This window comes from Ancrocorticia populi (genome assembly GCF_003123745.1).
GTDB classification, from domain to species: Bacteria; Actinomycetota; Actinomycetes; order Actinomycetales; family Actinomycetaceae; genus Ancrocorticia; species Ancrocorticia populi.
Genome location: NZ_QETB01000004.1, coordinates 461,491 through 482,958 on the forward strand (window position 1 = coordinate 461,491; position 21,468 = coordinate 482,958).

Here is a 21,468-nt window from a genome sequence, read left to right on the forward strand (position 1 = left end):
TACGGTTGTGGAACCTCCCCTCATTCCGGTGGAGAACGCTGTGTACACGCCTCCGTGCCTACGTCTCGGTATCCACCGGTATGTCCACAACGGCAGTGGCCGCAGATCCGAGCAGCCACACACATCCGTGCTGGCTACCTTCATCTTCTCCTAGCCCTCCCACACCTTTTCATCTCCAGAATGAAGGCGACCAACTGTCCACTTTCCACAGCTGTGGATAAACCTTGTGCACAGTTGTGTGTTCAATCCCCATAGTTATCCACAGGTGTGGATAACGGCGCTCGAGGGCTCTACAGCGCGTCCGAGAAACTCAAAAAGTGCTCGGCGTGTCGTGCGTTAGCGTGTCGGAGAAGCCACCTCAGTGTGTCAGCACTCCACCACGTTGACGGCTAAACCGCCCTGCGAAGTCTCCTTGTACTTGGAGAGCATGTCCTTGCCTGTTTGCCGCATCGTTTCGATCACGGTATCGAAGGACACGGTGTGTCGGCCATCGCCCCACAGTGCCATGCGAGCCGCGTTGATTGCTTTGACGGCCGCAATCGCGTTTCTTTCAATGCATGGGATTTGGACCAGTCCGGCAACGGGATCGCAGGTGAGGCCCAACGAGTGCTCCATCGCGATCTCTGCGGCATTCTCCACTTGGAGCGGCGTGCCGCCCATGGCTTCGGTCAGGCCCGCAGCCGCCATGGCGCTTGCCGCGCCTACCTCTCCCTGACACCCAACTTCCGCGCCAGCGATCGAGGCGTTGTTTCGGATCAGGCCGCCAATTGCGGCGGCGGCAAGAAGGAACTGGCGTTGGCCAGTTACATCTGACTCCGGCACGAAGCGGAGGTAATAGGAAAGTACTGCGGGCACCACACCGGCCGCACCATTCGTGGGGGCGGTGACCACCCGATGGCCGGCGGCATTCTCCTCATTGACCGCGAGCGCATACAGGTTCACCCAGTCCATGCCCACGAGCGGATCCTGCCTGTGCCCCTTTTCTAAGTGGGCGTTGAGCTGATTTGCCCTGCGGCGCACGCGCAGGATCCCCGGAAGCATGCCGGTTGCCTGGCAGCCTTCCTTGATGCATTCGTCCATTGTTTGCCAGATAGTGTCCATGTAGGACTCCACCTCATCGGCCGAACGAACCGCCGTTTCGTTTGCCATCACCAGCTCGGACATGCGCAGGCCATGCAGCTCACATTGGCGAAGTAGTCCCTCAGCAGTGGCGTAGGGGTATGGCGCGCTCTGCCCTCCCTCGGGTGCCGAGTTATCCAGTTGACGTACTTCCGTGGCCCCTTCGGCCTCACCCATCTCCTCGCACACGAAGCCGCCGCCCGTGGAGTAGTAGGTTCCGTTATCGAGGACACCACCATCTTCGCTAAACGCGGTGATGGTCAAGGCATTCACATGGAAAGGGAGGATCTTCCCCGGTAGGAACAGGACGTCGCGTTCCAAGTTGATCGGAACCGCAGCAAGGCCCTGAATGTCTAGTACACCACTGGCCTCAACCGTTTCCATAAAGGAATCCACAACGGCCACCGGAACAGATTCGGGGAGGAAACCGGCCAGCCCTAGCAGCACGGCCCGATCCGTCGAATGCCCTTTACCCGTAGCGCCCAGCGAACCCATCAGCTCTACCGTGATCCGGGAAGGAACTATGCCGCGCTGGCCCACTTTCTGAGCGAAGTGGTATCCAGCTCGCATCGGCCCCACAGTATGTGAGGAGGACGGCCCGATACCCACCCTGAACATGTCACATACGGACAGTGGCCTAGTCGGATTCTCCGCAAACCCCGATTCTGCTACGGCCTCCATGGCTCTTACTTCTCGAGGATGGCGTTGACGCGATCCACCTTGGCTGCCATCTGTCCCGTGTAACCCGGGCGAATATCGGCCTTCATCACAAGGGAGACTCGCGGCGAATACGTCTCCACAACGTCCACGCACTTCTTGATCACTGCCATGATCTCGTCCCACTCGCCTTCAAGCGTGGTGAACATAGACGTTGTTTCGTAAGGGAGGCCAGATTCACGCACCACGTTGATGGCTGCGGCAACGGCGTCGGAGACTGAGCCGTCGGGCTGATCGGATGTCTGTGGTGAAATCGAGAAAGCTAGAAGCATGTGTCCAGCGTATCCCGCTATGGCTCCCACGTGGAGCAGTAACAGGGGACCTTCGTCGTACCCGTGAGCAATACCCCACGTTCACACGCCCAAAAATGGCTAAAAATCACCGAAAAATAGTCCGCTCGGCTTGAATGACAGTCCGTTTACGTATGGGATTGAACTATGGCCGCGTCGTTTGCATATCAACTCCGTGAGGCTGGGCTCAAGGTGACCCAAACCCGTCTCACGACGCTACGCATTGTGTCGCGCTACGGCCATCTGACCGTGGACGAGATCCATGCAAAGGCCGAGAAGAAGCTCGGGAAGGTCTCACGGCAAGCGATTTACGATATCGTCCATACCCTCACAGAGAAGCAGATCCTCCGGGAGACCCAGCCCGCGGGACACTCCAAACTGTATGAACTGTCAAAGAATCCCAATCATCACCATCTGATCTGCCGGAACTGTGGCCAGATCGAGGATGTTGACTGCGCCGTGGGGTACGCCCCCTGCCTTGAGCCCAGTGACGATCATGGGTTCGCAATCGATGAGGCCGAGGTCTACTACTGGGGCCTGTGCCCGCGCTGCTCCGCCAAGACTGAGCCTGCCAGCTGATCCAGAGACCGGCGCATCCGTCCAGAGATCTGACACGAAATTTAGGAACGACGACGGAGCCGCGGCCCGGCGAAGCCCGCCACTTAACAACACCGTCCAAACGAAATGAAGCTGGGCGGCAATCCACCCATTGCCGCCCAGCTGAGCTTCGATCGCAAGTTCAACTGTGGGAAGGGGCCACAGCCGATGCGCCAACGTTTGGCGAATGAACGAAGCGTTATTTCATTTTCAGGAACCCGAAAAGCACCACCAGAGCTCCGGACTCCTTGGCCATGCAAGCTGCCACATATTTCCACACACAGGAGATTGAGAAACAATTTCCAGTGGCTTGCCTGCCTGACATCATCAATATAATCACCCTATTCTCAATTTGAACCGTGGAAAAGCTGGGAATTTCTGACAAGCCACTTTCTCGCTATAGCATGCTGCAATAATCCGTCCGATGCGCCATAATAGAGTAGTTCACGTAGACCTGACGTGGGCAGGGGAGGAAAGCATGCCGTCCATGAATGTTGAGTCTTTCAATCTCGATCACCGCACTGTTTCCGCACCGTATGTGAGGGTCGCTGACGTCAAACAGCTACCCTTGGGCGATGTGCTCACAAAATATGATGTGCGCTTCTGCCAACCGAACAAGGATCACCTCGAGATGCCTGCCGTGCATTCGATCGAGCACACGTTCGCCGAATGTGTACGGGACCACAGCGATGACGTTGTGGACTTCTCCCCAATGGGATGCCAGACCGGCTTCTATCTACTGATAGCGGCACAACCAGACGTCCCCGCCACGATTGAGCTAGTAGCCCAAACGTTCCAAGACATTCTGGAAGCCACAGAGGTACCGGCCGCCAACGAAGTTCAGTGTGGATGGGGCGCCAACCACAGCCTTGAGGCCGCGCAAACGGCAGTGAAAGCGATGCTGGCACAAAAGAACACATGGGATCAAGTGGTAGCGCCATGACACGCATTCGAGCGATCGTTATCGCTGCGCAGGATGAGGAGATTCAGCCCGTCCTAGAACAGCTCACCGCTCTTGCCACCAAGCCCGCCAAGCTTGCCTGCCCAGTCGCGGCCGCGTGGGTTGCAGCATCCACAAGCGGGAACATTCTGGTTCTGCGCACTGGAATCGGGCTAGTGGCAACCTCCAACGCGCTCGGGTGGGCCATGGCCCGCTTTACTCCCAAACTGGTGATCTCCACAGGATCCGCAGGTGGCCTTGCCAAGGATGTGGAGGTTGGCGAAGTCGTTATCGGCACAACCTATCGCTACGGAACCGCGGATGCGACAGCATTTGGCTACGCGCTGGGCCAAGTTCCCGGCCAACCCGAATACTATACGGGTGCCACTGATCTGATTGACCAGTGCCCTCCTGAGATTCGCCGGGGGCTCATGCTCTCGGGGGATTCTTTCGTCACGGCGGCGAACGTGGGCAGCACGCGTGAAAACTTCCCTGAAGCGCTCACTACGGACATGGAGACAACGGCGGCAGCCCAAGTGTGCCATGCGTGGGATGTTCCATTCATTTCGATCCGGTGCGTCTCCGATCTGTGCGGGCCGGCAGCCGATCAGGATTACCACATCGGATTGGACTACGCCTCTGCCGCATCGGCGAAGGCCGCCATTGAGCTGCTGGTCTATCTGGCCGAACCGGGCCCGTCTGGGCCAAGCCAGCGTTTCTCTGAGGAATCCCTCATTGCCGCGCTGCTGCTCCTCTTCGCGTCGGTCAACAATTTGAAGCCAACAGACGCCACCGATCTGCCAGCTAACCTGCGCGAGGCCGTCACCGAACAGTACGAAGCAGTGCGCCCAGATTTGATCGAAGCTTCATTGGGCCTGATCGCAGCCGGGCGTCAAGCCATCGCCGAGGACCCAACCGTGACCCTCACAGCAAAGCAATATGACACCGAGCGCGCCAACCTTGCACGCGAACTTGGGCTGACAACGGGGCGCGGCCAGCTCGCATGGCCGCCCACCTCCCAAACCATCATCAAGCGTTTCAACGGTTACTGGAACGATGCCCTCTCCAAAGTGGGCATGCGCGTTCAGTCTGGCCGCAAGCGTGGCGGCCTCAAGTTCTCCGATCAGGACTACGTGACCGCGCTGCGCACCTTTGCCACATGGTCAGCCAAGCAGGGGATTTCTCCCAGTTATAAGGCCTATCAGCAGTGGATCAAGGACACGGATCGCCGGGGCGCAGTGCCATCGGGAGCTGCCATCCGCCAGCGCTTCGGTTCGTGGCGCGCGGCCGCCCAAGAGGCACAGATCTAGCAGCAGCCCGTAGCCACTCACGTACCTTTTGGGAAAGTTTGTTTTGTAACGACGACGAATCAGTCGCCCATTAACTCCGCACGCCATCCGGCAACGAAGGGGGCAACCCTCCCAACAACGCGAACTGTTGCAAGATCGTCAGCTCGTGTGGGCCCATCGGTAACAACAACGATCGGCTTCTGCTCACGGGAGGCCATTCGCACAAGCCTCAATGCGGAGTGAACCGCGAGGGATGAACCTAGCACCAACACAGATTCGGCGTCCTCAACGGCCTGAGTGGCCGCCGCAGCGACTTGAGGGCGCACCTGCTCGCCAAAATAAACCACATCTGGTTTGAGAATGCCGTGGCAGACCGGACAATCGGGGATGCGAAAGCCCGTTACCTCATTGAGCTCAACATCGCCGTCTGGGTTGATTTCTACATCTCCGCCAGCCACCGTTGCCGATGTCATGAAGCCCGGATTGAGGCCCGCCAGCTGCTCCTGCATCCAGTCGCGTGACCACACTCGCCCGCAGGTCAGGCAAACGACTTGATAAAGGGAGCCGTGCAGTTCTAGAACTGGATCCGATCCAGCAGCGCGATGCAGCCCGTCAACGTTCTGAGTTATGAGCGATGCCGGGTTCAGTGCGGCCAGATCGTAGTGGGTCTGGTTGGGGCTGAATTGGCGATAATGTTCCCAACCCACGTATCCACGAGCCCAGTACAACTGTCTGTTGTTATGCGAAGCTCGAAACGCCTGACCGGTCATCGGGGAGCGGCTCGGGGATCCTGGACTGCGGTAGTCGGGGATCCCCGAATCAGTGCTCACGCCAGCGCCAGTGATGACGGCTGTATAAGCAGGATTAAGGAGGGAATAGGCCTCGCTTGCTGTGCCTCGTTGAAGCGGTGTCTCCAAGCCAGCGAGGGGATCGCGCACCCGGCGTAGTTCCTGAGATGTGGACATGTCTCTACCCTAAGCCGCACCGATCTGATCCAGCAGCCACGTCAACATGAAGGCTTGGGACTCCCCGCGTCCCTCGCGGCTGCTCGATGCCTATCTGCAGCATGGGACACATCACCTCCGATTCGCGAGGATTGCAGCGATTTTCTTGGCTTGCTCCAGAGCAGGTCCACCGTGTTTTGCAACCAAAGCGGCACCACCTGCAATCCCTGCACTAGCCCCCGCAATGTAGTTCTTAGCTTTGTCTCGCCGGTCGTCCCTTTTCGCCTGACACTTACGACAGTACTTATGAGGATCTTCTCCCATAACCATGTTGCAGCTATGCGAACCACACACAGACTCTAGTTTCTGACCACAGTTGGGGCAGAAGTTAACGTCGTGTTTGAACTTCTCATGGTCCTTATAAGCCTTGCAATTATTATTGCAACAGCCCCTTTTCTGACTCACTCTTCTTCTCCTACAGATGCACTCAAGTAGACCGCTTTTGTTGGCGCGGCAATTTGAGTTGTGAGATCAGATACGTCTAGCTTGAAATTTGCACGCTTGTTCCAAATCCCAGCCTGAGTACCGTCATCTGTATCGTCACATTGAGCAAGTAGATTGGCATTGGCCACGATATTCTGTTCTATAAAACGCGAATAGCCCGTGAGTACAGTTGACATAGCGGCAAGTTCATTCTGTTCACAGTAGATCGCAGCTCTCAATATGGATGCTTGGTGAATGACAGCAAAACTCTGATTGATTGCTTTCATTTTGCCGTCGATCAACTTTTCCCGTTTTGCTTTGGACTTCTCGTAGTCGCGGTCAGCCAGATACTGGACATCGGACTGCAACGCAAGAATAAGTTGAAATGAGCTTTCAGACAATGAACGCAAGGATTGCCCGACAAGCGACGCTTTGAGATCGGGGTCAGATACTTGGCGAGCTTCAAGGTATAGGCTAAGGCCACTCTGGTAGACACCTATTCGATCATTCTGTTGGCCCACCAAGACATCCTGTACGTTACGGTCGATGTCCTGTATCTGGTCTGCCATCGCATGCAATTGAGATTGGACAGCACGCATCTGAAGGACATTGGCCAACTGGGCAGGATCGCCACCTTCCGAGAACTCTTCCCTTTTGATCGGGATTTTCGAACCAAACTGCCCTTTCTCGCCCCGGAGTTGTGCGAATGTCTCCCCGACCTTGTTGGTTGTGAGCTTGATCTGACCGCGTTCGATCGCGTCGATCATGCTTTCTGAAGCATCAACGACATAACGGACTCCACTTTCAGGAGTCTGAAACATCTCAACAAAGGCTGGCGCTTCCTTAGCGACGCTGTTCAAGATCGATTTCAGAGCACGATCAGCTTGGTATAGCTTGTCTTCCAAACTCTCCCTGAGGAGCGAAAAGGGATATTCTGCACTTTCTGGAACAACCTCCTGTGACACTCCCTCCATGCGCTCTTCAAATTCCTGATTCTCTACCGTCAAAACCAGCCTCCTACCACTACGCGTGGCCCAACGTCGTTGTGCATTCCACGAGTTTTCGTTTGGTTCCCCCAGATGGAAGCTACCGTCCTTATTCTAAGGGGATAGCTACTCACTGTTTCACAACTTCCACACGAGATCCTTGGATCAGAAGACTCTATTTGAGCACGCAGACGTTAGAACCACATGAATCTGGTGAGATAGAATCCCAAATCGTGAAGGCTATCCAAAGAGGCGACACGGATAGGGCTCAAACAATCTTGCAGTTCATGCCGCGCTTAGAGCTCAGTATCCACAGCCAGCCTGGTTTAGCAGCCAATCTGGTTTAGCAGCCACGCCAGCACGAACGCCTGGGACTCCCAGCGCCCCTCGCGGCCGCTCTTCCCGGCGTGCCCGGCCACCATCTCGATCTTCTCGAGGATCGGCCGGTCAAGAGGATCGTTCGTGGCATTCTCACGCAGTACCTGCACCCACTTGGTGGGTTCCACGTAAAAGACCCGGATATCGTTGAGCGAGGTTGTGGCTAATACTGCCGGATACTCGGTTTTCTGCACGTTCTCTACCGGGGAGTATGACTTCATGTACTCATACACTTCCTCGGATTCGATCGGGTTGCCCCATTCTTCCCATTCGCCCGCGGTGAGGGGAAGCTCGGGCTTGAGGATCGTGGTGAGTGCGTCCACGAAGGGCACGCCCGCATGCACGGCACGGAAGAGCCCGGGCGCAAGGTTCACGGCAGCTCCGATGAGGAGGCCTCCGGCGGATCGCCCTTCACCGGCCAGCCGATCCCGAGCAACCCAGCCGCTTTCGATCAGCCACTGCCCGCACGCCACGAAATCGCTGAACGTGTTTTTCTTGGTGAGGAGCTTGCCATTGTCATACCAAGCCCGGCCCATCTCCCCGCCACCACGGATGTGGGTCCATCCGATAACCACGCCACGCCGAAGCATGGCGATGTGCCGTGGAGCAAAGTATGGATCATTTGCCACTTCGTAGGAGCCGTAGCCGTACAGCCAGCCGGGATTCGTGCCATTGGCAGATAGCCCTGCCTTATAGGCAATCGTCATCGGGATCTGCGTGCCATCTGCAGCCGTTACCCAAACGCCTTCCTGAACGAACTCATCCGGATCATAGCCGGGCACCTCTTGGACCTTGAGCTTACTCACGGCTCCGGTCTCCACATCGTAGGCACACTGTGTAGGCGGAGTGAGCAGAGATTCTGTGGAGTAAACAACCTCCGAAGCATCCCAATCAGGAGACAGGAAGAGCTCTGTTGTGGAGAGCCTAGCCGCTGGCACTCGCACCGGTTCGCCCCATACCTGCCTCTCATGTGCTTCACGGTATGCCTCGCCCCTGCCCGGCATTGCCGCTTCAACATCCCGTTGCATTACGCGCAGCTCGGTTTCACCCTCCGAACGCAGAGCGATCACAGCGAAGCTGGCGAAGGCCTCTACCTCGCTGATCCGCTCGCCCGGTTCCGGTTTCAGCAAAGACACCCATTCCTGAGGAACCGACGTCCCAATGGGCGCCGAGGCAAGTTCGAAGTCCACAACGTTCGCGTTGTGGACAACCAGAAGATGGTCACCGGCGGGTTCCACCATATAATCCACGCCCGGGCTCCGCCGCGACACAACGATGGGATCGGCTTCGGGATGCCCGGTGGAGATCAAGCGAACCTCACTTGTGGTTCGCGAAGAGGAGTTCACTACTACCCAGCGCCCATCGCGTGATGCAGTGTGCCAGAGATCAAAGCGATCGTCATCTTCCTGATACAGGAGGCAATCTTCAGAACTTGGCGTTCCCACGCGGTGCAGCCAGATCTGCCAGGAGCGCCACGCATCGTCAACACGCGAGTAGATTACCGCCGAGGAATCGGCCGTCCACGCGATCCCGTATCCGATCCCCACCACAACATCGTCCAGGATCTGTCCCTGTTCGATATCGAAGATCTGCAGCGTGAAGTGCTCGTCTCCTGAGAAGTCCAGACCGAGCGCGCCAAGCTTCCCGTTGGGAGACACGTCGAAGCCAGAAGTGGAAAAGAAATCCTGACCTTCGCTCAGTACGTTGCTGTCCCACACAAGCTGCTCCCCAGACAGATCCGCAAGATCCGGCCGAGTCCCGTCAACATCGGGAATCCGATAGACGGCGGGGTACTCCTTGCCTTCCCACGTGCGCTGGTAATACCACCAGCCACCTTTACGGATCGGAACGGTAATATCTGTCAGCTTGGTGAGCGAGGCAAACTCCCCCGCTAGTTGCTCACGCAGCGGCTGAAGATCCTTTGTCCGCTCCTCGGTCCACTCGTTTTCAGACTCGAGGTGGGCAATCAGCTCTGGATTGGACTTGTCGCGGAACCACTCGTAGTTATCAACGTAAACGTCACCGTGAGTGACGCGTTCTACCGGGATCTTGTGTGCAACCGGAGCTTGCTTCAACATGCAAGAAAGTCTACTGCTTTACCTAGCTGCGGCTACCCCGCGATCACCTACGGCCAAACTTCTTAGATTCAGCAACGGCCAACGTATCGCACAGCTCATTGGCGGCATCGCCAGCGTGCCCCTTGACCCACTCCACCTCAGTCTTTCCGGTGCGTGCCTCGTACAGGTTGAGCAGCTCTTCCACGAGCTCCCGATTCTTTACCGGTTTGCCGTCTGCCTTCTTCCAGCCCTTGCGCCGCCAGTTTGGCGCCCACTTCGTCACCGTGTTGATGACGTACTGGGAATCGCACCGAATGAGCAGCGACGGCTCCGGCCCCACATACTCCAGTGCCCGCACGAGCGCCGTCAGTTCCATGACGTTGTTCGTTGTTTTTGCCGCACCGCCGCTATCGCGAGCGCCCGTAGTTTGCTCAACCCACGCCCAGCCTCCCGGCCCGGGGTTCCCCGAGCACGCCCCGTCTGTGGCGACCACCCGATCAAATCCCTGCCGCGGCCTGCCCACAGGCTTGCCCCCAAGGGTCACCTCAGTTGGCACAGTTGCTGCGGTGGCAGGTTCGTCGTCGTCGCCCATCAAAACACCCTCGAAATCGGAATCGTCAAACAACGCACTCGTCTCGAACCGGGTCGGCTCCTCAGCCAAGGTGAGGCCGGTGCCATTCAGGAGCACCACCACGTCCGGGTGCCAGAGGGCCTCCATCGTGCCGGTGTCCCCCACACCTTCGCCGCCCAGCCCGTGGCGTTCGGCCAGCGCGGACGCCCGCGATCCCTCGGACAGGCCAAGCCGCGCCAGCCCTTCCAGCACCTCATAAGAATCCGTGCCAAAGCGCGCGCCCAGTTCGATCGTAGAAAGCCATTGCGTCATGGCACTACCCTACCGGGCGGCTCCCACAGGACGGCGTGCCTCTTAGCGTTCGCCGCAAACGTCAGATTCACACAGTGACTGGGCCCCTAGCCAAGTGCCCCCGAGCAGCAGCTTCGCCAGACCTCGCGAACTTTACTAACGACGACGGGAGTATTCCCGTCCCGAGTCCAGCGCAAACACCAAGTTCGCTGCCAACAACGAGCCTCGCAGTGCGGGCGCACGGTTACCAGCCATCGCATTCAGGCGCTTACTATGTGGCAATAGTATCACGGTTTCGTTATACTATTGCCATGTCCAGAAAGCTGTTGGCAAGGAACGTGCTGTGGGAAGTTGCGACCGTGCAGCACGGTTTTGTAACGGCCCAACAGGCCGCCGAGTTGGGTATCACCAGAGCCTCACTTCAGATGATGGCGCAGCGAGGCACTCTAGACCGGGCCGCATTCGGGGTCTACCGGTTCCCTCAATACCCTGTAGGTGAGCACGACCAGAAGATGCTTGGAGTGTTGTGGACACGACTGCCCGAAGCTGCAATCTCGCATGAGACTGCGCTTGAGGCTTACGGTATCAGTGACGTAAACCCCAACCGCATCCATGTCACGGTCGGTAAAGGGCGCCGTCTGCGACGTACGGGTGGCGACCAGTATGTGGTTCACTATGAGGATCTCACTCCGAAACAGATTGGTTGGTGGCAGGAAATCCCTACTGTGACTGCGAAGACGGCAATCGAACAGTGCTTGGAATACGGCACTCCAACGTATCTGCTAAGACAATCGATTCACCGAGGCCACGCACAGGGTTATCTGAAAACTACTGAACGGGATGAACTGGCCGCAGCATTGGAGGCCAAGTATGAGCGATAATCAGATAAAATCCCGATTGGCCGCGCAATTGGCATCCTTGAAACCCAAGGACAAACAACCTGTGTCAGCCAAAGTGCTCAACAGCTGGATCGTCCAAGCCGAACCTACCCTAGGTGACGAAGCCAAAGGTGGACGTCTTGGTTGGCTGATTGCATCTTCAGTGGGCATTGCCGCAGTACAACGTGCCATTGATACAAACGGCAACCAAAGCCATGACCCAATCCCAAGTCTTGCACCGGGACAGATTCTGCGTAACTCCTAGTGGTTAACTGATTACGGCGTAGCCGATATGAAGGAGCGTCTCTTGGCTAACCAGCATGGTCTACCATCGAGAGTCACTGTAACTGCTGAGTACTTCGGTCTTGGTCGCAAGCAACAAAAGGTAACCTACAATCTTGATGTACAACTGATGCAGTTGGAGGGTATGGCTGTCTCCTCTACGCCTACACTCGGGCGGCTCGCGAGAATCGAGAACGAGCTCTTCGATCCCGCGAGACAGGCGATTCTCCTCATCGCTGGAGACAAATCGAACAACTGGCAGAAATGGTACCGCCGTAACATTCCGCTGGCGGACAACCTTTTTGACGAGCACTTGAAAGGAATGGAAGCATGACACGAACACTTGCAGAGCAGCTTGCTCGCCGTCCTGTTGACGAAGATCGGGTTGAACTACTCGCCCACAACATGCGGCAACAAGTTCGAGCAACAAGGCTCCGTGAACTCCGCGACCAGCAAGGGATCACCCAGAAAGAACTGGCCGAGCAACTCCATGTTTCCCAGAATCGCGTTTCCCAAATCGAGACAGGAAAGCTCGACAAAACCCAGATCAACACGCTCCGACACTACGTCGAGGCACTGGGCGGATCACTTCACGTTGAGGCCTCATTTGGCGACACTAGGTACTTGATCGCTTAAGCTAGTCCCTTACGAATCCCTACAGAAGATCCTGAGTGCTAAGGGCGGTATCTCGGCCATCTAGACATACCTATCAGCCTTGACCCAGCCAGCCGTGACCGGCGTCAATGCGCCGCGCTCCAAGCTCTTGTACATTTAGTACGTACCGTATGAAGGAGATGTGCCATGCTGCCGTTGTCTGCTTATCGCGAGGCAATCCATCTAGATGAACCGTTCGACCGGCCCAAGCCGGATCCCCGTTCGGATCGTGCCCTGTTCGATGTTGTGCTTGCCGGGCTGCCGGAGGGCCACTTGGAACCCACCACGCCGGCGGCAGAGGCTGCGCAAGCAGTTGAAGAGCTCTATGACATGTCTGATCTTCAGGATGCCCTGCGCCTCGTGCTGATGGGCCTATCCGCGAGCGAGATCTCGGATGAGGCACTTGAGGCCATCAACGTCCTTCTGTACCGCAATTCCGCAGCGCTCGGCCGCACTACCGGCACGAACCTCATGCGCGTATCCGAGATGATGCCAACGTCCGATTACGGTTCGGCCCGCAACGTGGCTATGTGGCGCGGGGACGTGCGCGAACTCGTGGCCGATGCCGTGGTGAACGCCGCGCTCCCCTCCCTCCAGGGCTGCACGGATCCCAACCACCCCTGCATTGACAACTTCATTCACGCCCAGGCCGGGCCGTGGCTGCGCGATGATTGCAAGGTTATCCGTGATATGCAGGGCCGCGATGATGAGGTGGGCGGTGCCGAGATCACCCGCGCCTACCGCATGCCGTCAAACTACGTGCTGCACACTGTCAGTCCTCGCGTGACGGGTTCTCAGGTGACTGAGGCCGATCGTGAAGCCCTCGCCTCCTGCTACACCTCCTGCCTCGATCTGGCTCTGGAGAAGGGCGATATCCACACTGTTTCGTTCTGCGCGCTTTCCACCGGAGAAAACGGCTTCCCCTTCGAGGTTGCCACAGAAATTGCGCTGTCCACAGTGAATAAGTGGCTGCACGCCCACGGTTCGGACCAGATCAATCTGGTGATCTTCAATATCTTTGAGGATACGGATGCGGCGCGCTACATCGATGCCCTCAAGCAGTGGATTGAGGACTAGAGGCCCACACCCAACCGCATAACGCTCCATACTATGGAAAAGCGAAGGGATGAACCCATCCGCTCACCATAGTGAAGGAAGGGCCAGAACGATCGAAGTTCTGGTCCTTCTACTATTTGTTAGCCCATTTAGGGACGACGACGAATCCTCCCGTCCGCACAGCACTCCCCTTGTGGGTGGTTTAGTCCACCGGACGTCCGGAGAGGGTATCGAAGTCACTCTCGTTTTCTTCCATGAAGGTAGACACGTCATCTTGCTGGAAGGCCTCGGACACACTAGCCAGCTTGTCCTCGTCTAGGAGAACGATGGACTGGCCATCATCGGACGTGCCGGTTCCCGTAACGGGTGCGGTGAAGAAGATCAGGTTGTTCTTGTTGAAGTCTGAAAGCGAGGTACCGATCGAGATGATCTTGTTTATCCCAAGGTCTTCATCAATGGCTACGTTCTTGCTCATGGTGTCGGTAATATCCACGATGTTCCCAGGTGAGGATAGTGTCTCCCTAGTCAGCAGCTGGGACAGCACGGCCTTCATCCAGGCCTGCTGACGCCGCACGCGATCGAAATCGCCGCGGGGTAGGCTGTAACGTTCACGGACGTATTCGAGCGCTGCCTCGCCGCCCATCTTTTGGGGACCTTCCGCAGTTTCGAGGGTGACGCCGCCTACGATGTCCGTGAGCTTTGTAAAAGCCATGAAATCCACCACCGCGATATGATCGATCCGGATACCGGTCACCTGCTCAACGGTTTCGATAGTCAGTGGCGCACCACCATATGAGAATGCTGCGTTGATCTTGTTCATCCCGTAGCCGGGAACCTCTACCCACGAATCACGCGGGATGGACATGACGGAGATGTGCTCACGGTCCCCAGAGATCTGGATGATCATGAGGGCGTCGGTGCGCTGGGCTCCAAACTTCCAATCGTTAGGGTCTCCGGCGGAAATCCTGGAATCCGATCCCATGATCAGAACGTTCACCGGCGCCTTATCCCCCGATTCCACTGACGCCACGCTGGGACGATTCGTGATCTCCTCGAACGGATTGCCAAAGCTCTGCATTGAGTTGATCGCCCGATTGGCAAAGAATCCGATAGCTGCGGCCGCTGCGATAACCAGCGCGAGGAGCACAGTCAGGATGATGACGGTAATCTTCCATCCCTTGCGCTTCTTCTTGGGCGCTGCTTCAGGCGCAACTTCGTCAATGTCGGATTCACTCATGCCGGTGCACTTTTCTGAAGTGAGATCGCTTGATACGTCGATCTGGGTATGGAGAATTATCCGCTCAAGAGCAGCAATTAAGCAATAGGTATCTTGACCAGTATCCTAGCTAAGCACCCTCTGAAGCAGCCTCCGCATCCGCGGCCGCACCGGGCGCTCCACCCACCTCTCAAGCATATAGGCAACAATAAGGCTGGCCGCGACGGCGATGGCTAACGTCAGCCACCTGCCCATAGTGGGTTCGAGCCGCCCGATCAGCCAGAGTCCCCAGTAGTGATGCGTGAGGTAGAGCGGGTATGTAAGCGCTCCGGCCTTCGTCATCCACGTATATCCCCGATGCTTGAACGGAGTGAGGGTCAGGACGGTCATGAGCGCGATGATCGCCACAACCACGATCGCAACGCCAACATCGGTAACAAAGCGACCGTCAGTTGGTTCGTTCGGGACGCTGAAATACAGCGTGTTGTGGATCCCAATGGCAGCGTTGAACGCGAAGAGTAGCCAGAGCTCAAACTTCGATCCGTGCTTATGAATCAGATACAGGCACATACCCAGCGCGAAGAAGGAGAAGTACTTCGCACCGGTGATATCTATGAGCCTCAGATCTTCTGATTCCGCAACCAGCAGCATGAGACTCGGGTATACGGCCAGAAAGATCGTGTAGCCACGGTACGTGACCTTCGCAGCCATGAGGCAAGCCATGATGATGTAGAAAACTAGCTCGATCCACAACGTCCAATACACATCGTCTACATGCGAGACGTCGGCGGGCACCTGAAACATCGTAAGGTTCACGAGCACTTGGGGAACTGTGACGCCATCGCCCAGCTCCGGAGCTGTCCAAGTTCGCAGGCACGCAGTAGCAATGACGGCAAGCCAGTACGCCGGGAAGATGCGAGCCGCACGGGCGGCCGCGAAGCTGGAGACCGTCCTGCCCTCGGTGGACATCAGGATCACAAAGCCACTCACGATGAAGAAGAGCTGGACACCCAAATACCCGTATGAGGAGATGATCGAGAGATCGGGGAACATTCCGCGCGTGGATCGTGGCCACTGATCTGCGTCACGCGATACGAAGTGGTAGAACACCACTGCTAGGGCCGCGAGGAAGCGGGCGAAGTCCAGCAAGTAGAAGCGTGGAGAGGATGGCGAACCTTGTGGCGCTTGCTTACCTGACGTCAAAGGCACAACCCTCTCGCTACTTCCAAATGATACGGGTCAGCCTACGCCGGGCTTGATCGTTATTGCATGCCCGCTAAGCCCACCAGTCTCCGCCAGCGGCTGAAATATGCGGTTCTGGCCGTCAGTTGAAATGATGCTTTCCCCGCAAGTTCAAAGGTGCCGGCGGGTCTGACGTGGCTTCGGCAAACGCTCCTTCATAGCCTTCCACTAGCTCAAGGAACTGGACAATGGCAACGTTCGCCTCAATCAGCTGGTCCGCGGATTTACGATACGTGCGCCGGTTCTCACCGTAAGGATCAACAACGTCATATGCACTTTCTCGTGATAACCGAGTCACAGTACCGCGCAGCTGGTGAGCAGCTACAACCGCTAAAACGAGGTTCTGCTTTTGGCCAGAAAATAGTTCCGCCAGATCAGATTCTTGAACGTGTGACACTAAGTAGGCGTATTCCCGCATCGTAAAGGACTTGTTGGCTGCCGCAGGAACTGTTCTTACAACATAACGCCGGTGCCGCAAAGAGGCCGTCAAGATGAGGTCCGCTTCGTGGATGTCCTTCTCGGAAATCTGTCGGCCCCGGTGCTCGTTAATTGTCTCGAGTCCGTACTTGGCCGCTATCTTTATTTGCTGACCTGGAACAACACCGCCAACGACTGCATGTGTCCCAGCACTGGCAATCTCAAAATGCTCACAATCTAGCGCGTCCCTCAGGAAATACTCGGCCAGAGGTGACCGACAAATGTTCCCCGTGCATACCGTAAGAATGCTCAACCGCGCCAACGCAACTCCCTTCCACACACAGCTTCTCATAGATCTCGCTATGGGCAGCCGCCCGTATCACGCTTGCGTGGACACCCCTCCTACGAAGGACATTGCTACGCCAAGACTAGATCACTCAAAATGGGAGGCCGCGGATGTAGAAGACAAGATCTACACCCGCGACCTCTTCGGCAGGGACTAACTAGTCCTGCTGCCAGCGCTCCCACAGCCTCGCATATTCGCCGCCTTGAGCCACGAGTTCGTCGTGGCTACCCAGCTCCACCACGTCGCCATCGATCATGACGGCTACACGATCCGCATCATGCGCGGTATAGAGCCGGTGGGCGATGGAGATGACCGTGCGGCCTTCCAGCACGTGGGCCAGGGCCAACTCCAGAGAGCGCGCTGCGGTCGGATCCAACAGCGAGGTGGCCTCGTCCAGCACCAGCATGCCTGGGTCCAGCAGCACGATGCGGGCCAGTGCGATCTGCTGAGCCTCGGCCGGGCTCAGTTGCTTGCCGCCCGAACCCACCTTGGTTTCGATGCCGTTCGGTAGAGCAAACACCCAGTCCGCCTCAACATCCACCAGGGCGGCCCGGATCTCCTCCTCGCTCGCATCCTCCCGAGCAAACCGCAGATTATCCGCAATGGTCCCCACGAACACGTGGTGTTCCTGGGTCACCAGAGAAACGGCCCGGTGCCGCTCCTTCTCCGGAATCCGCGTCACTTCTGCGCCGCCGATGGCCAACGATCCTGAGGCGGGTGCGTTGATGCCCGCCACCAGCCGACCCAGGGTGGACTTGCCGGCGCCCGACGGTCCAACGATCGCCAAGGTCTCCCCCGGCCGAACCTCTAGATCCACCCCGTGCAGCACCTCCATGCCGTCGCGGTAGGAGAATCGGGCGTCCGTCACGGCTAGCCCGTCTCCATCAGGGAACTCGCTGGCACCGGCCGGCTCGTCCTCCGCCAGCTCCTCGCTCATCACTTCCACCCCGAAGATTCGGGAGAAGGAAGCAGAGGCAAACTGGATCTCATCGATCCACCAGCCCAGCTCGTTGAGAGGCCCCCGCAGCTGCTGCGCGTACAGCGCCACGGCCGTAACGGCCCCCAGCGTGGTAAGCCCGTGGCCCATGAGGAACCCTCCCCACAGCACGGACACCAAAATCGGTGAATACACGGCGATCACCATCATGATCATGAACAGCGCCCGGATCCACGCGGTGTAGCGCTCGTTGCGCCACATTTCCCGCATGAGAGTATCCAGCCGCCCGAGCCGGTTGCGCCCTAGATTCATCGAATCCACGGTGCGTAGTTGCTCGATGGTTTCAGACACCACGCCGGACAGCCCGGCGTATAGCGCCGATCCTGCTAGGTAGGCGGGCACGGCGCACCGCACCATCCACCGTACGATGAAGAAGATCGGCACCACGGGCAGCAGCACCACGAAGCCCACCCGCGGATCCACAAAGAAGGCGGCCAGCATGGTCACCACGATCGTCATGACGATGATGATGATTCGTGAAATACCGCGCTGGACGAATCCGGCGATCCGATCCACATCGTGCGTGGTCCGCCCCAGCAGGTCACCCGTTCCGGCAGACTCCACCACGGAGAGCGGCAGGTGCGTCACCCCGTACACCACTCTGTTGCGCAAGGTGGTGAACACGTATTCGCCCAGCTTCATCGCCTGAAACTCGCCGAAGTAGGCCATGAGCCCCTGCACCACAACCACACCGAACAGTACAATTACCAGGTTGCGGATATGATCGGCCGTAGTCCCGGCCGCCACGGCATCGATCGCCTGCCCAATCACGAACGGCGCTACGATACCCAGCAGTGCCACGGAGAGCTGCAGGAAAATCACTACGGCAAAGCGCCCCTTAAACTGGCGCATGATGCCGGCCAGCTTGGCCACGATGGTGCGCCCATCGGCTGTTGGCAGCGTCATTTCGCTTCCTCCCCTACGCCTCGGTGGACCACGCTGTAGTAGTCCGGGTTATCAAGTAGATCGCGATGGCTTCCGCGTGCAATCTCGCGTCCGCCGGCCACCAGCACGATCTCATCGCACCGGTCCAGAACCAGCGGGGACGCCGTCACGATCACGGTGGTTTTGCCGCGGCGCACCTGCGCCAAGTTGCCGGCGATTCGCGATTCGGTGTGCGAATCCACGGCACTCGTAGGTTCGATGAGCACAGCAACGTCGGGATCCGCCGCCAGTACCCGAGCCAGTGCCACGCGCTGGCGCTGCCCGCCCGAAAGCGAGCGGCCCCGCTCGGCGATCTGGCCATCAAGCCCGCCGTCCACGGACGTCACAACGTCTCCGGCATCGGCCGCGGCAAGCGCAGCCATGAGATGCTGATCCTCCGCGCTCACGCCCTCCACTACTTCCTTCTCGAAGAGCGCCCGGCCTTCACCACCCGGCTGCTGAATGTCACGAACTTGCTCGTACACACTGCGCGGCGCCACCTCGGGGGCATTCGGCCCCAGCACGCCGGAGCGCAGGCTTCCCGTGAACAGCTCGGCCACGGATCCGGACAGCACGATGTGTTCGCGAACCTCATCCACCGGATAGGACCGCAGGTCCACGCCGTCGGCAAAGGTCTGGTTGGCATCATCTACGCGGGTCAGCCGCACGCCGATCGCTGTGGTCTCCAGTGGGGAGGCCGCCACCAGCGCCGTGATCTTGTGCGGTTCAATCCGCACCCCGCTCTCCGCGTCAACCAACGCGGTCCCGCCCCAGTCCCGTGGGTTTTCGGACGGGACCACAACGTCGTCGTCGGTAACAAGCGGCTCCGCCGCAATAACGTGACCAATCTTCTTCGCGCCCACCCACGCGCGCGTGCCCATCTGGATGGTTTGCGAGATCGCGCCGATCGGCATGGACAGGAACACGGTGTAGCCGTAGAAGGAGAATAGTTGGCCCGGGCTCATCATGCCCGTGAACGTGAAGTACAGGCCGCCGCCCACCACGATCGCCGTGAACAGCGCGGGGCCGGCCGTCTGGATCGCGTTGAGGAGCGCCCGGTACTTCGCCGCCCGGATCCCCGCCTCCTGAACAACGGTGGATTGCGCGATGTATTTTTCGTTGTAGACGTCCTCGCCGCCCACGCCGCGCAGCACGCGCAGGCCCACCACCGCGTCCGATGCGAGCGAGGTCAGGTTGCCCTGCTCCTCACGTTGAATCGCGATTCTTTGCTGAAGCGGCTTGATGATGCGCGAGATTCCGAACAGAAGCAGTGGCATCCCGATCAGCACGAACAGACCGAGTGGTACGGAGACTTGGAGCATAAGAATAGCGACGACGACGAACGCCACCGCCGAGCCCACCGCATCCGGAACGAATGCCGCAATCGCCCCGAGTTTGTCTCCATCAGTGGTAACCGAGGCAACGATATCGCCCGAGGCCATCTTCTGGGACACGTCCGTGCGGCGGCGCGACACCCTGCGGAGCAGCCAGCGCACCGGCTCCCACGTGCCGTGCAGCCACAGGCCAATCTGGACCGGTTCGTTCAGGCTGCTCAGTGCGGCCAAGGCAATGATGCCGAGCGTCGTGAGCACCCACGGCGTGATGCTGGGATGCAGGCCCGTTTCCAGGCCTGAATCTAGCAGCCCGCCTATCGCCCATGGCAACATCGCCATTGCCACGAAATGCGTTGCCGCCAGCAGGATGGACAAGATCAGCGTGAAGCGACTGGTCTTGAAGATGTGCTTCAGCAGCTCCTTGGGGTTGCTCGGGACCGGCGTTGGTTCGCCCTCGAGCTCCTGCAAGAACCGTGGCCAACACTTCGGCGTGGGCCCCACACGTACAGGACGTGGCATTCTTTTCTCCTGGGATGTAGTTGGAACAATCTCTTAGCGCCGGATCTTGCGAATCAGGTCACGCACACGGCTGAACAGAACGTGCAAATCCGGGACGTGATGCCCGAACTCCGCGGGAGGCGACATGCCTGAAGAATGCCCGTGGCGGCCAGTGGACGCGGGGGTCCACCAGACAGCAGTGCGCAGGGGAGTTTCTTGGGAAATCATTGTTTTCTCTTTCAAAGGGATAGGTTTAGCCAGCACAATTGCGGATTATCCGCTGTGGATGCTTGGCGCTCTTGGCCTGAGTTTGGGCTGAAACAGGGCACACTTCGCCCTTTCAGCCTGCTAGATGGCTGTGAGCAGTGGATGCACAATGAGCCCAAAGGTGCCACCGAATCTATTCGACATGGTCAACCTCCTTCTGGGCCGTGCCGTCTCCTTTGAAAAGACGAACAAATAAGTACCAAAGTAGCGTAACAGGGATGTAACGGAAAGAACAACCCCCAACTTCGGAGTTTCTACTCCGCCGGCCTGAACCGTTCCCTTGGGTTCAGTCCGTACCCGTCGCCGGAGCCTCCCAAGACTTGACGCACTCCCGGGGCGAGCCTCCCAAGAGTTGACGCACTCTAGGGGGTGGTTGCCGTCTGGGGCTTGGGACCATTCCTGTTCGTAGATCTGAGACAACCTTGTTTGGTCCGGACATGGTGAAGGGCCCCTGGTGGTGTTCCGGGGGCCCTTCTCAAGGGGGTGACGGCGGTGTCTTACTCTCCCACACCCTGGCGAGTGCAGTACCATCAGCGCTGGCAGGCTTAGCTTCCGGGTTCGGAATGGAGACCGGGCGTTTCCCTGCCGCTATGACCACCGTCAAAACGTTTGGATCCTCTACACGCATGCCACCGCTGGTAGGACCTACCAGCTGGCTGGTTTGGTGTTGAGGGATTGTATAGTGGATGCGACAC

The 21,468-nt window shown here is 58.2% G+C and carries 20 protein-coding genes, 1 rRNA gene and 1 pseudogene; 8 read left to right on the top strand and 14 right to left on the bottom strand.

Annotation, left to right across the window (positions count from 1 at the left end; translation table 11 throughout):
• Positions 1-366: 366 nt before the first annotated feature.
• Together DD236_RS09160 and DD236_RS09165 are read right to left on the bottom strand one after the other, a co-directional pair.
• On the bottom strand, positions 367-1,800 hold the full coding sequence (locus DD236_RS09160; RefSeq protein WP_109094049.1) for an L-serine ammonia-lyase: 1,434 nt from the start codon (positions 1,798-1,800) through the stop codon (positions 367-369).
• A 5-nt stretch (positions 1,801-1,805) separates the two neighbouring features.
• Positions 1,806-2,108: an MTH1187 family thiamine-binding protein gene (locus DD236_RS09165; RefSeq protein WP_109094050.1), complete on the bottom strand. Its 303-nt coding sequence runs from the start codon at positions 2,106-2,108 to the stop codon at positions 1,806-1,808.
• Between the two features lie 165 nt (positions 2,109-2,273).
• Here DD236_RS09165 and DD236_RS09170 point away from each other — a divergent pair, with 165 nt between their 5' ends.
• The 3 genes from DD236_RS09170 (at position 2,274) to mtnN (ending at position 4,973) form a co-directional block, all read left to right on the top strand.
• Positions 2,274-2,705, top strand: coding sequence for a Fur family transcriptional regulator (locus DD236_RS09170; RefSeq protein ID WP_109094051.1), 432 nt, complete (start codon positions 2,274-2,276; stop codon positions 2,703-2,705).
• 496 nt (positions 2,706-3,201) lie between these two features.
• The gene (locus tag DD236_RS09180; protein ID WP_109094053.1) at positions 3,202-3,666 is read left to right on the top strand and encodes an S-ribosylhomocysteine lyase; all 465 of its coding nucleotides are present in this window, start codon (positions 3,202-3,204) and stop codon (positions 3,664-3,666) included.
• Positions 3,663-4,973, top strand: coding sequence for a 5'-methylthioadenosine/S-adenosylhomocysteine nucleosidase (gene mtnN, locus DD236_RS09185; protein WP_109094054.1), 1,311 nt, complete (start codon positions 3,663-3,665; stop codon positions 4,971-4,973). Before DD236_RS09180 ends, mtnN begins: the two co-directional genes overlap by 4 nt.
• Positions 4,974-5,032: 59 nt before the next feature.
• Here the strand turns inward: mtnN and DD236_RS09190 are convergent, their stop codons facing one another.
• The 4 genes from DD236_RS09190 to DD236_RS09210 all read right to left on the bottom strand — a co-directional run bounded on the left by DD236_RS09190 (position 5,033) and on the right by DD236_RS09210 (position 10,683).
• Positions 5,033-5,917: a Sir2 family NAD-dependent protein deacetylase gene (locus DD236_RS09190; RefSeq protein ID WP_109094055.1), complete on the bottom strand. Its 885-nt coding sequence runs from the start codon at positions 5,915-5,917 to the stop codon at positions 5,033-5,035.
• A 440-nt stretch (positions 5,918-6,357) separates the two neighbouring features.
• Complete coding sequence (locus tag DD236_RS09200) at positions 6,358-7,386, bottom strand: hypothetical protein (RefSeq protein WP_109094057.1); 1,029 nt, start codon at positions 7,384-7,386, stop codon at positions 6,358-6,360.
• 305 nt (positions 7,387-7,691) lie between these two features.
• On the bottom strand, positions 7,692-9,821 hold the full coding sequence (locus DD236_RS09205; protein ID WP_109094058.1) for a S9 family peptidase: 2,130 nt from the start codon (positions 9,819-9,821) through the stop codon (positions 7,692-7,694).
• Positions 9,822-9,864: 43 nt separating this feature from the next.
• A complete protein-coding gene (locus DD236_RS09210; RefSeq protein ID WP_109094059.1) occupies positions 9,865-10,683 on the bottom strand; it encodes a ribonuclease H family protein in 819 nt (272 codons plus the stop codon).
• Positions 10,684-10,973: 290 nt separating this feature from the next.
• Here DD236_RS09210 and DD236_RS09215 point away from each other — a divergent pair, with 290 nt between their 5' ends.
• From DD236_RS09215 to DD236_RS09230, 5 genes are all read left to right on the top strand, one after another.
• Positions 10,974-11,543, top strand: a complete 570-nt coding sequence (locus DD236_RS09215) for a type IV toxin-antitoxin system AbiEi family antitoxin domain-containing protein (protein WP_109094060.1) — start codon at positions 10,974-10,976, stop codon at positions 11,541-11,543.
• On the top strand, positions 11,533-11,805 hold the full coding sequence (locus DD236_RS11965; protein WP_133246086.1) for a hypothetical protein: 273 nt from the start codon (positions 11,533-11,535) through the stop codon (positions 11,803-11,805). The genes DD236_RS09215 and DD236_RS11965 overlap by 11 nt, the downstream gene beginning before the upstream one ends.
• A 42-nt stretch (positions 11,806-11,847) precedes the next feature.
• A complete protein-coding gene (locus DD236_RS09220) occupies positions 11,848-12,156 on the top strand; it encodes a type II toxin-antitoxin system RelE/ParE family toxin (RefSeq protein WP_243410208.1) in 309 nt (102 codons plus the stop codon).
• Positions 12,153-12,458 carry a helix-turn-helix domain-containing protein gene (locus tag DD236_RS09225; protein WP_109094062.1) on the top strand — a complete coding sequence of 102 codons (306 nt, stop codon included), beginning with the start codon at positions 12,153-12,155 and terminating at the stop codon, positions 12,456-12,458. The genes DD236_RS09220 and DD236_RS09225 overlap by 4 nt, the downstream gene beginning before the upstream one ends.
• Positions 12,459-12,623: 165 nt before the next feature.
• Complete coding sequence (locus DD236_RS09230; protein WP_109094063.1) at positions 12,624-13,553, top strand: macro domain-containing protein; 930 nt, start codon at positions 12,624-12,626, stop codon at positions 13,551-13,553.
• Between the two features lie 181 nt (positions 13,554-13,734).
• Here DD236_RS09230 and DD236_RS09235 read toward each other — a convergent pair whose 3' ends face one another.
• The 8 genes and pseudogenes from DD236_RS09235 to rrf form a co-directional block, all read right to left on the bottom strand.
• Positions 13,735-14,769: an LCP family protein gene (locus DD236_RS09235; RefSeq protein WP_109094064.1), complete on the bottom strand. Its 1,035-nt coding sequence runs from the start codon at positions 14,767-14,769 to the stop codon at positions 13,735-13,737.
• 105 nt (positions 14,770-14,874) lie between these two features.
• A complete protein-coding gene (locus DD236_RS09240) occupies positions 14,875-15,951 on the bottom strand; it encodes an acyltransferase family protein (protein ID WP_165819879.1) in 1,077 nt (358 codons plus the stop codon).
• A gap of 121 nt (positions 15,952-16,072) precedes the next feature.
• Positions 16,073-16,387, bottom strand: coding sequence for a hypothetical protein (locus DD236_RS12325; RefSeq protein ID WP_243410210.1), 315 nt, complete (start codon positions 16,385-16,387; stop codon positions 16,073-16,075).
• Between the two features lie 12 nt (positions 16,388-16,399).
• Positions 16,400-16,759, bottom strand: a pseudogene (locus DD236_RS12465) (arsenate reductase/protein-tyrosine-phosphatase family protein); the annotation flags it as partial.
• Positions 16,760-16,910: 151 nt separating this feature from the next.
• Entirely contained in the window at positions 16,911-18,656 is a 1,746-nt protein-coding gene (locus tag DD236_RS09250) for an ABC transporter ATP-binding protein (RefSeq protein WP_109094067.1), read from the bottom strand.
• Entirely contained in the window at positions 18,653-20,527 is a 1,875-nt protein-coding gene (locus DD236_RS09255; protein WP_109094068.1) for an ABC transporter ATP-binding protein, read from the bottom strand. Before DD236_RS09255 ends, DD236_RS09250 begins: the two co-directional genes overlap by 4 nt.
• 33 nt (positions 20,528-20,560) lie before the next feature.
• The gene (locus DD236_RS11970) at positions 20,561-20,734 is read right to left on the bottom strand and encodes a hypothetical protein (protein WP_165819881.1); all 174 of its coding nucleotides are present in this window, start codon (positions 20,732-20,734) and stop codon (positions 20,561-20,563) included.
• A 523-nt stretch (positions 20,735-21,257) separates the two neighbouring features.
• Positions 21,258-21,375, bottom strand: a 5S ribosomal RNA gene (gene rrf, locus DD236_RS09260).
• Between the last annotated feature and the right edge of the window lie 93 nt (positions 21,376-21,468).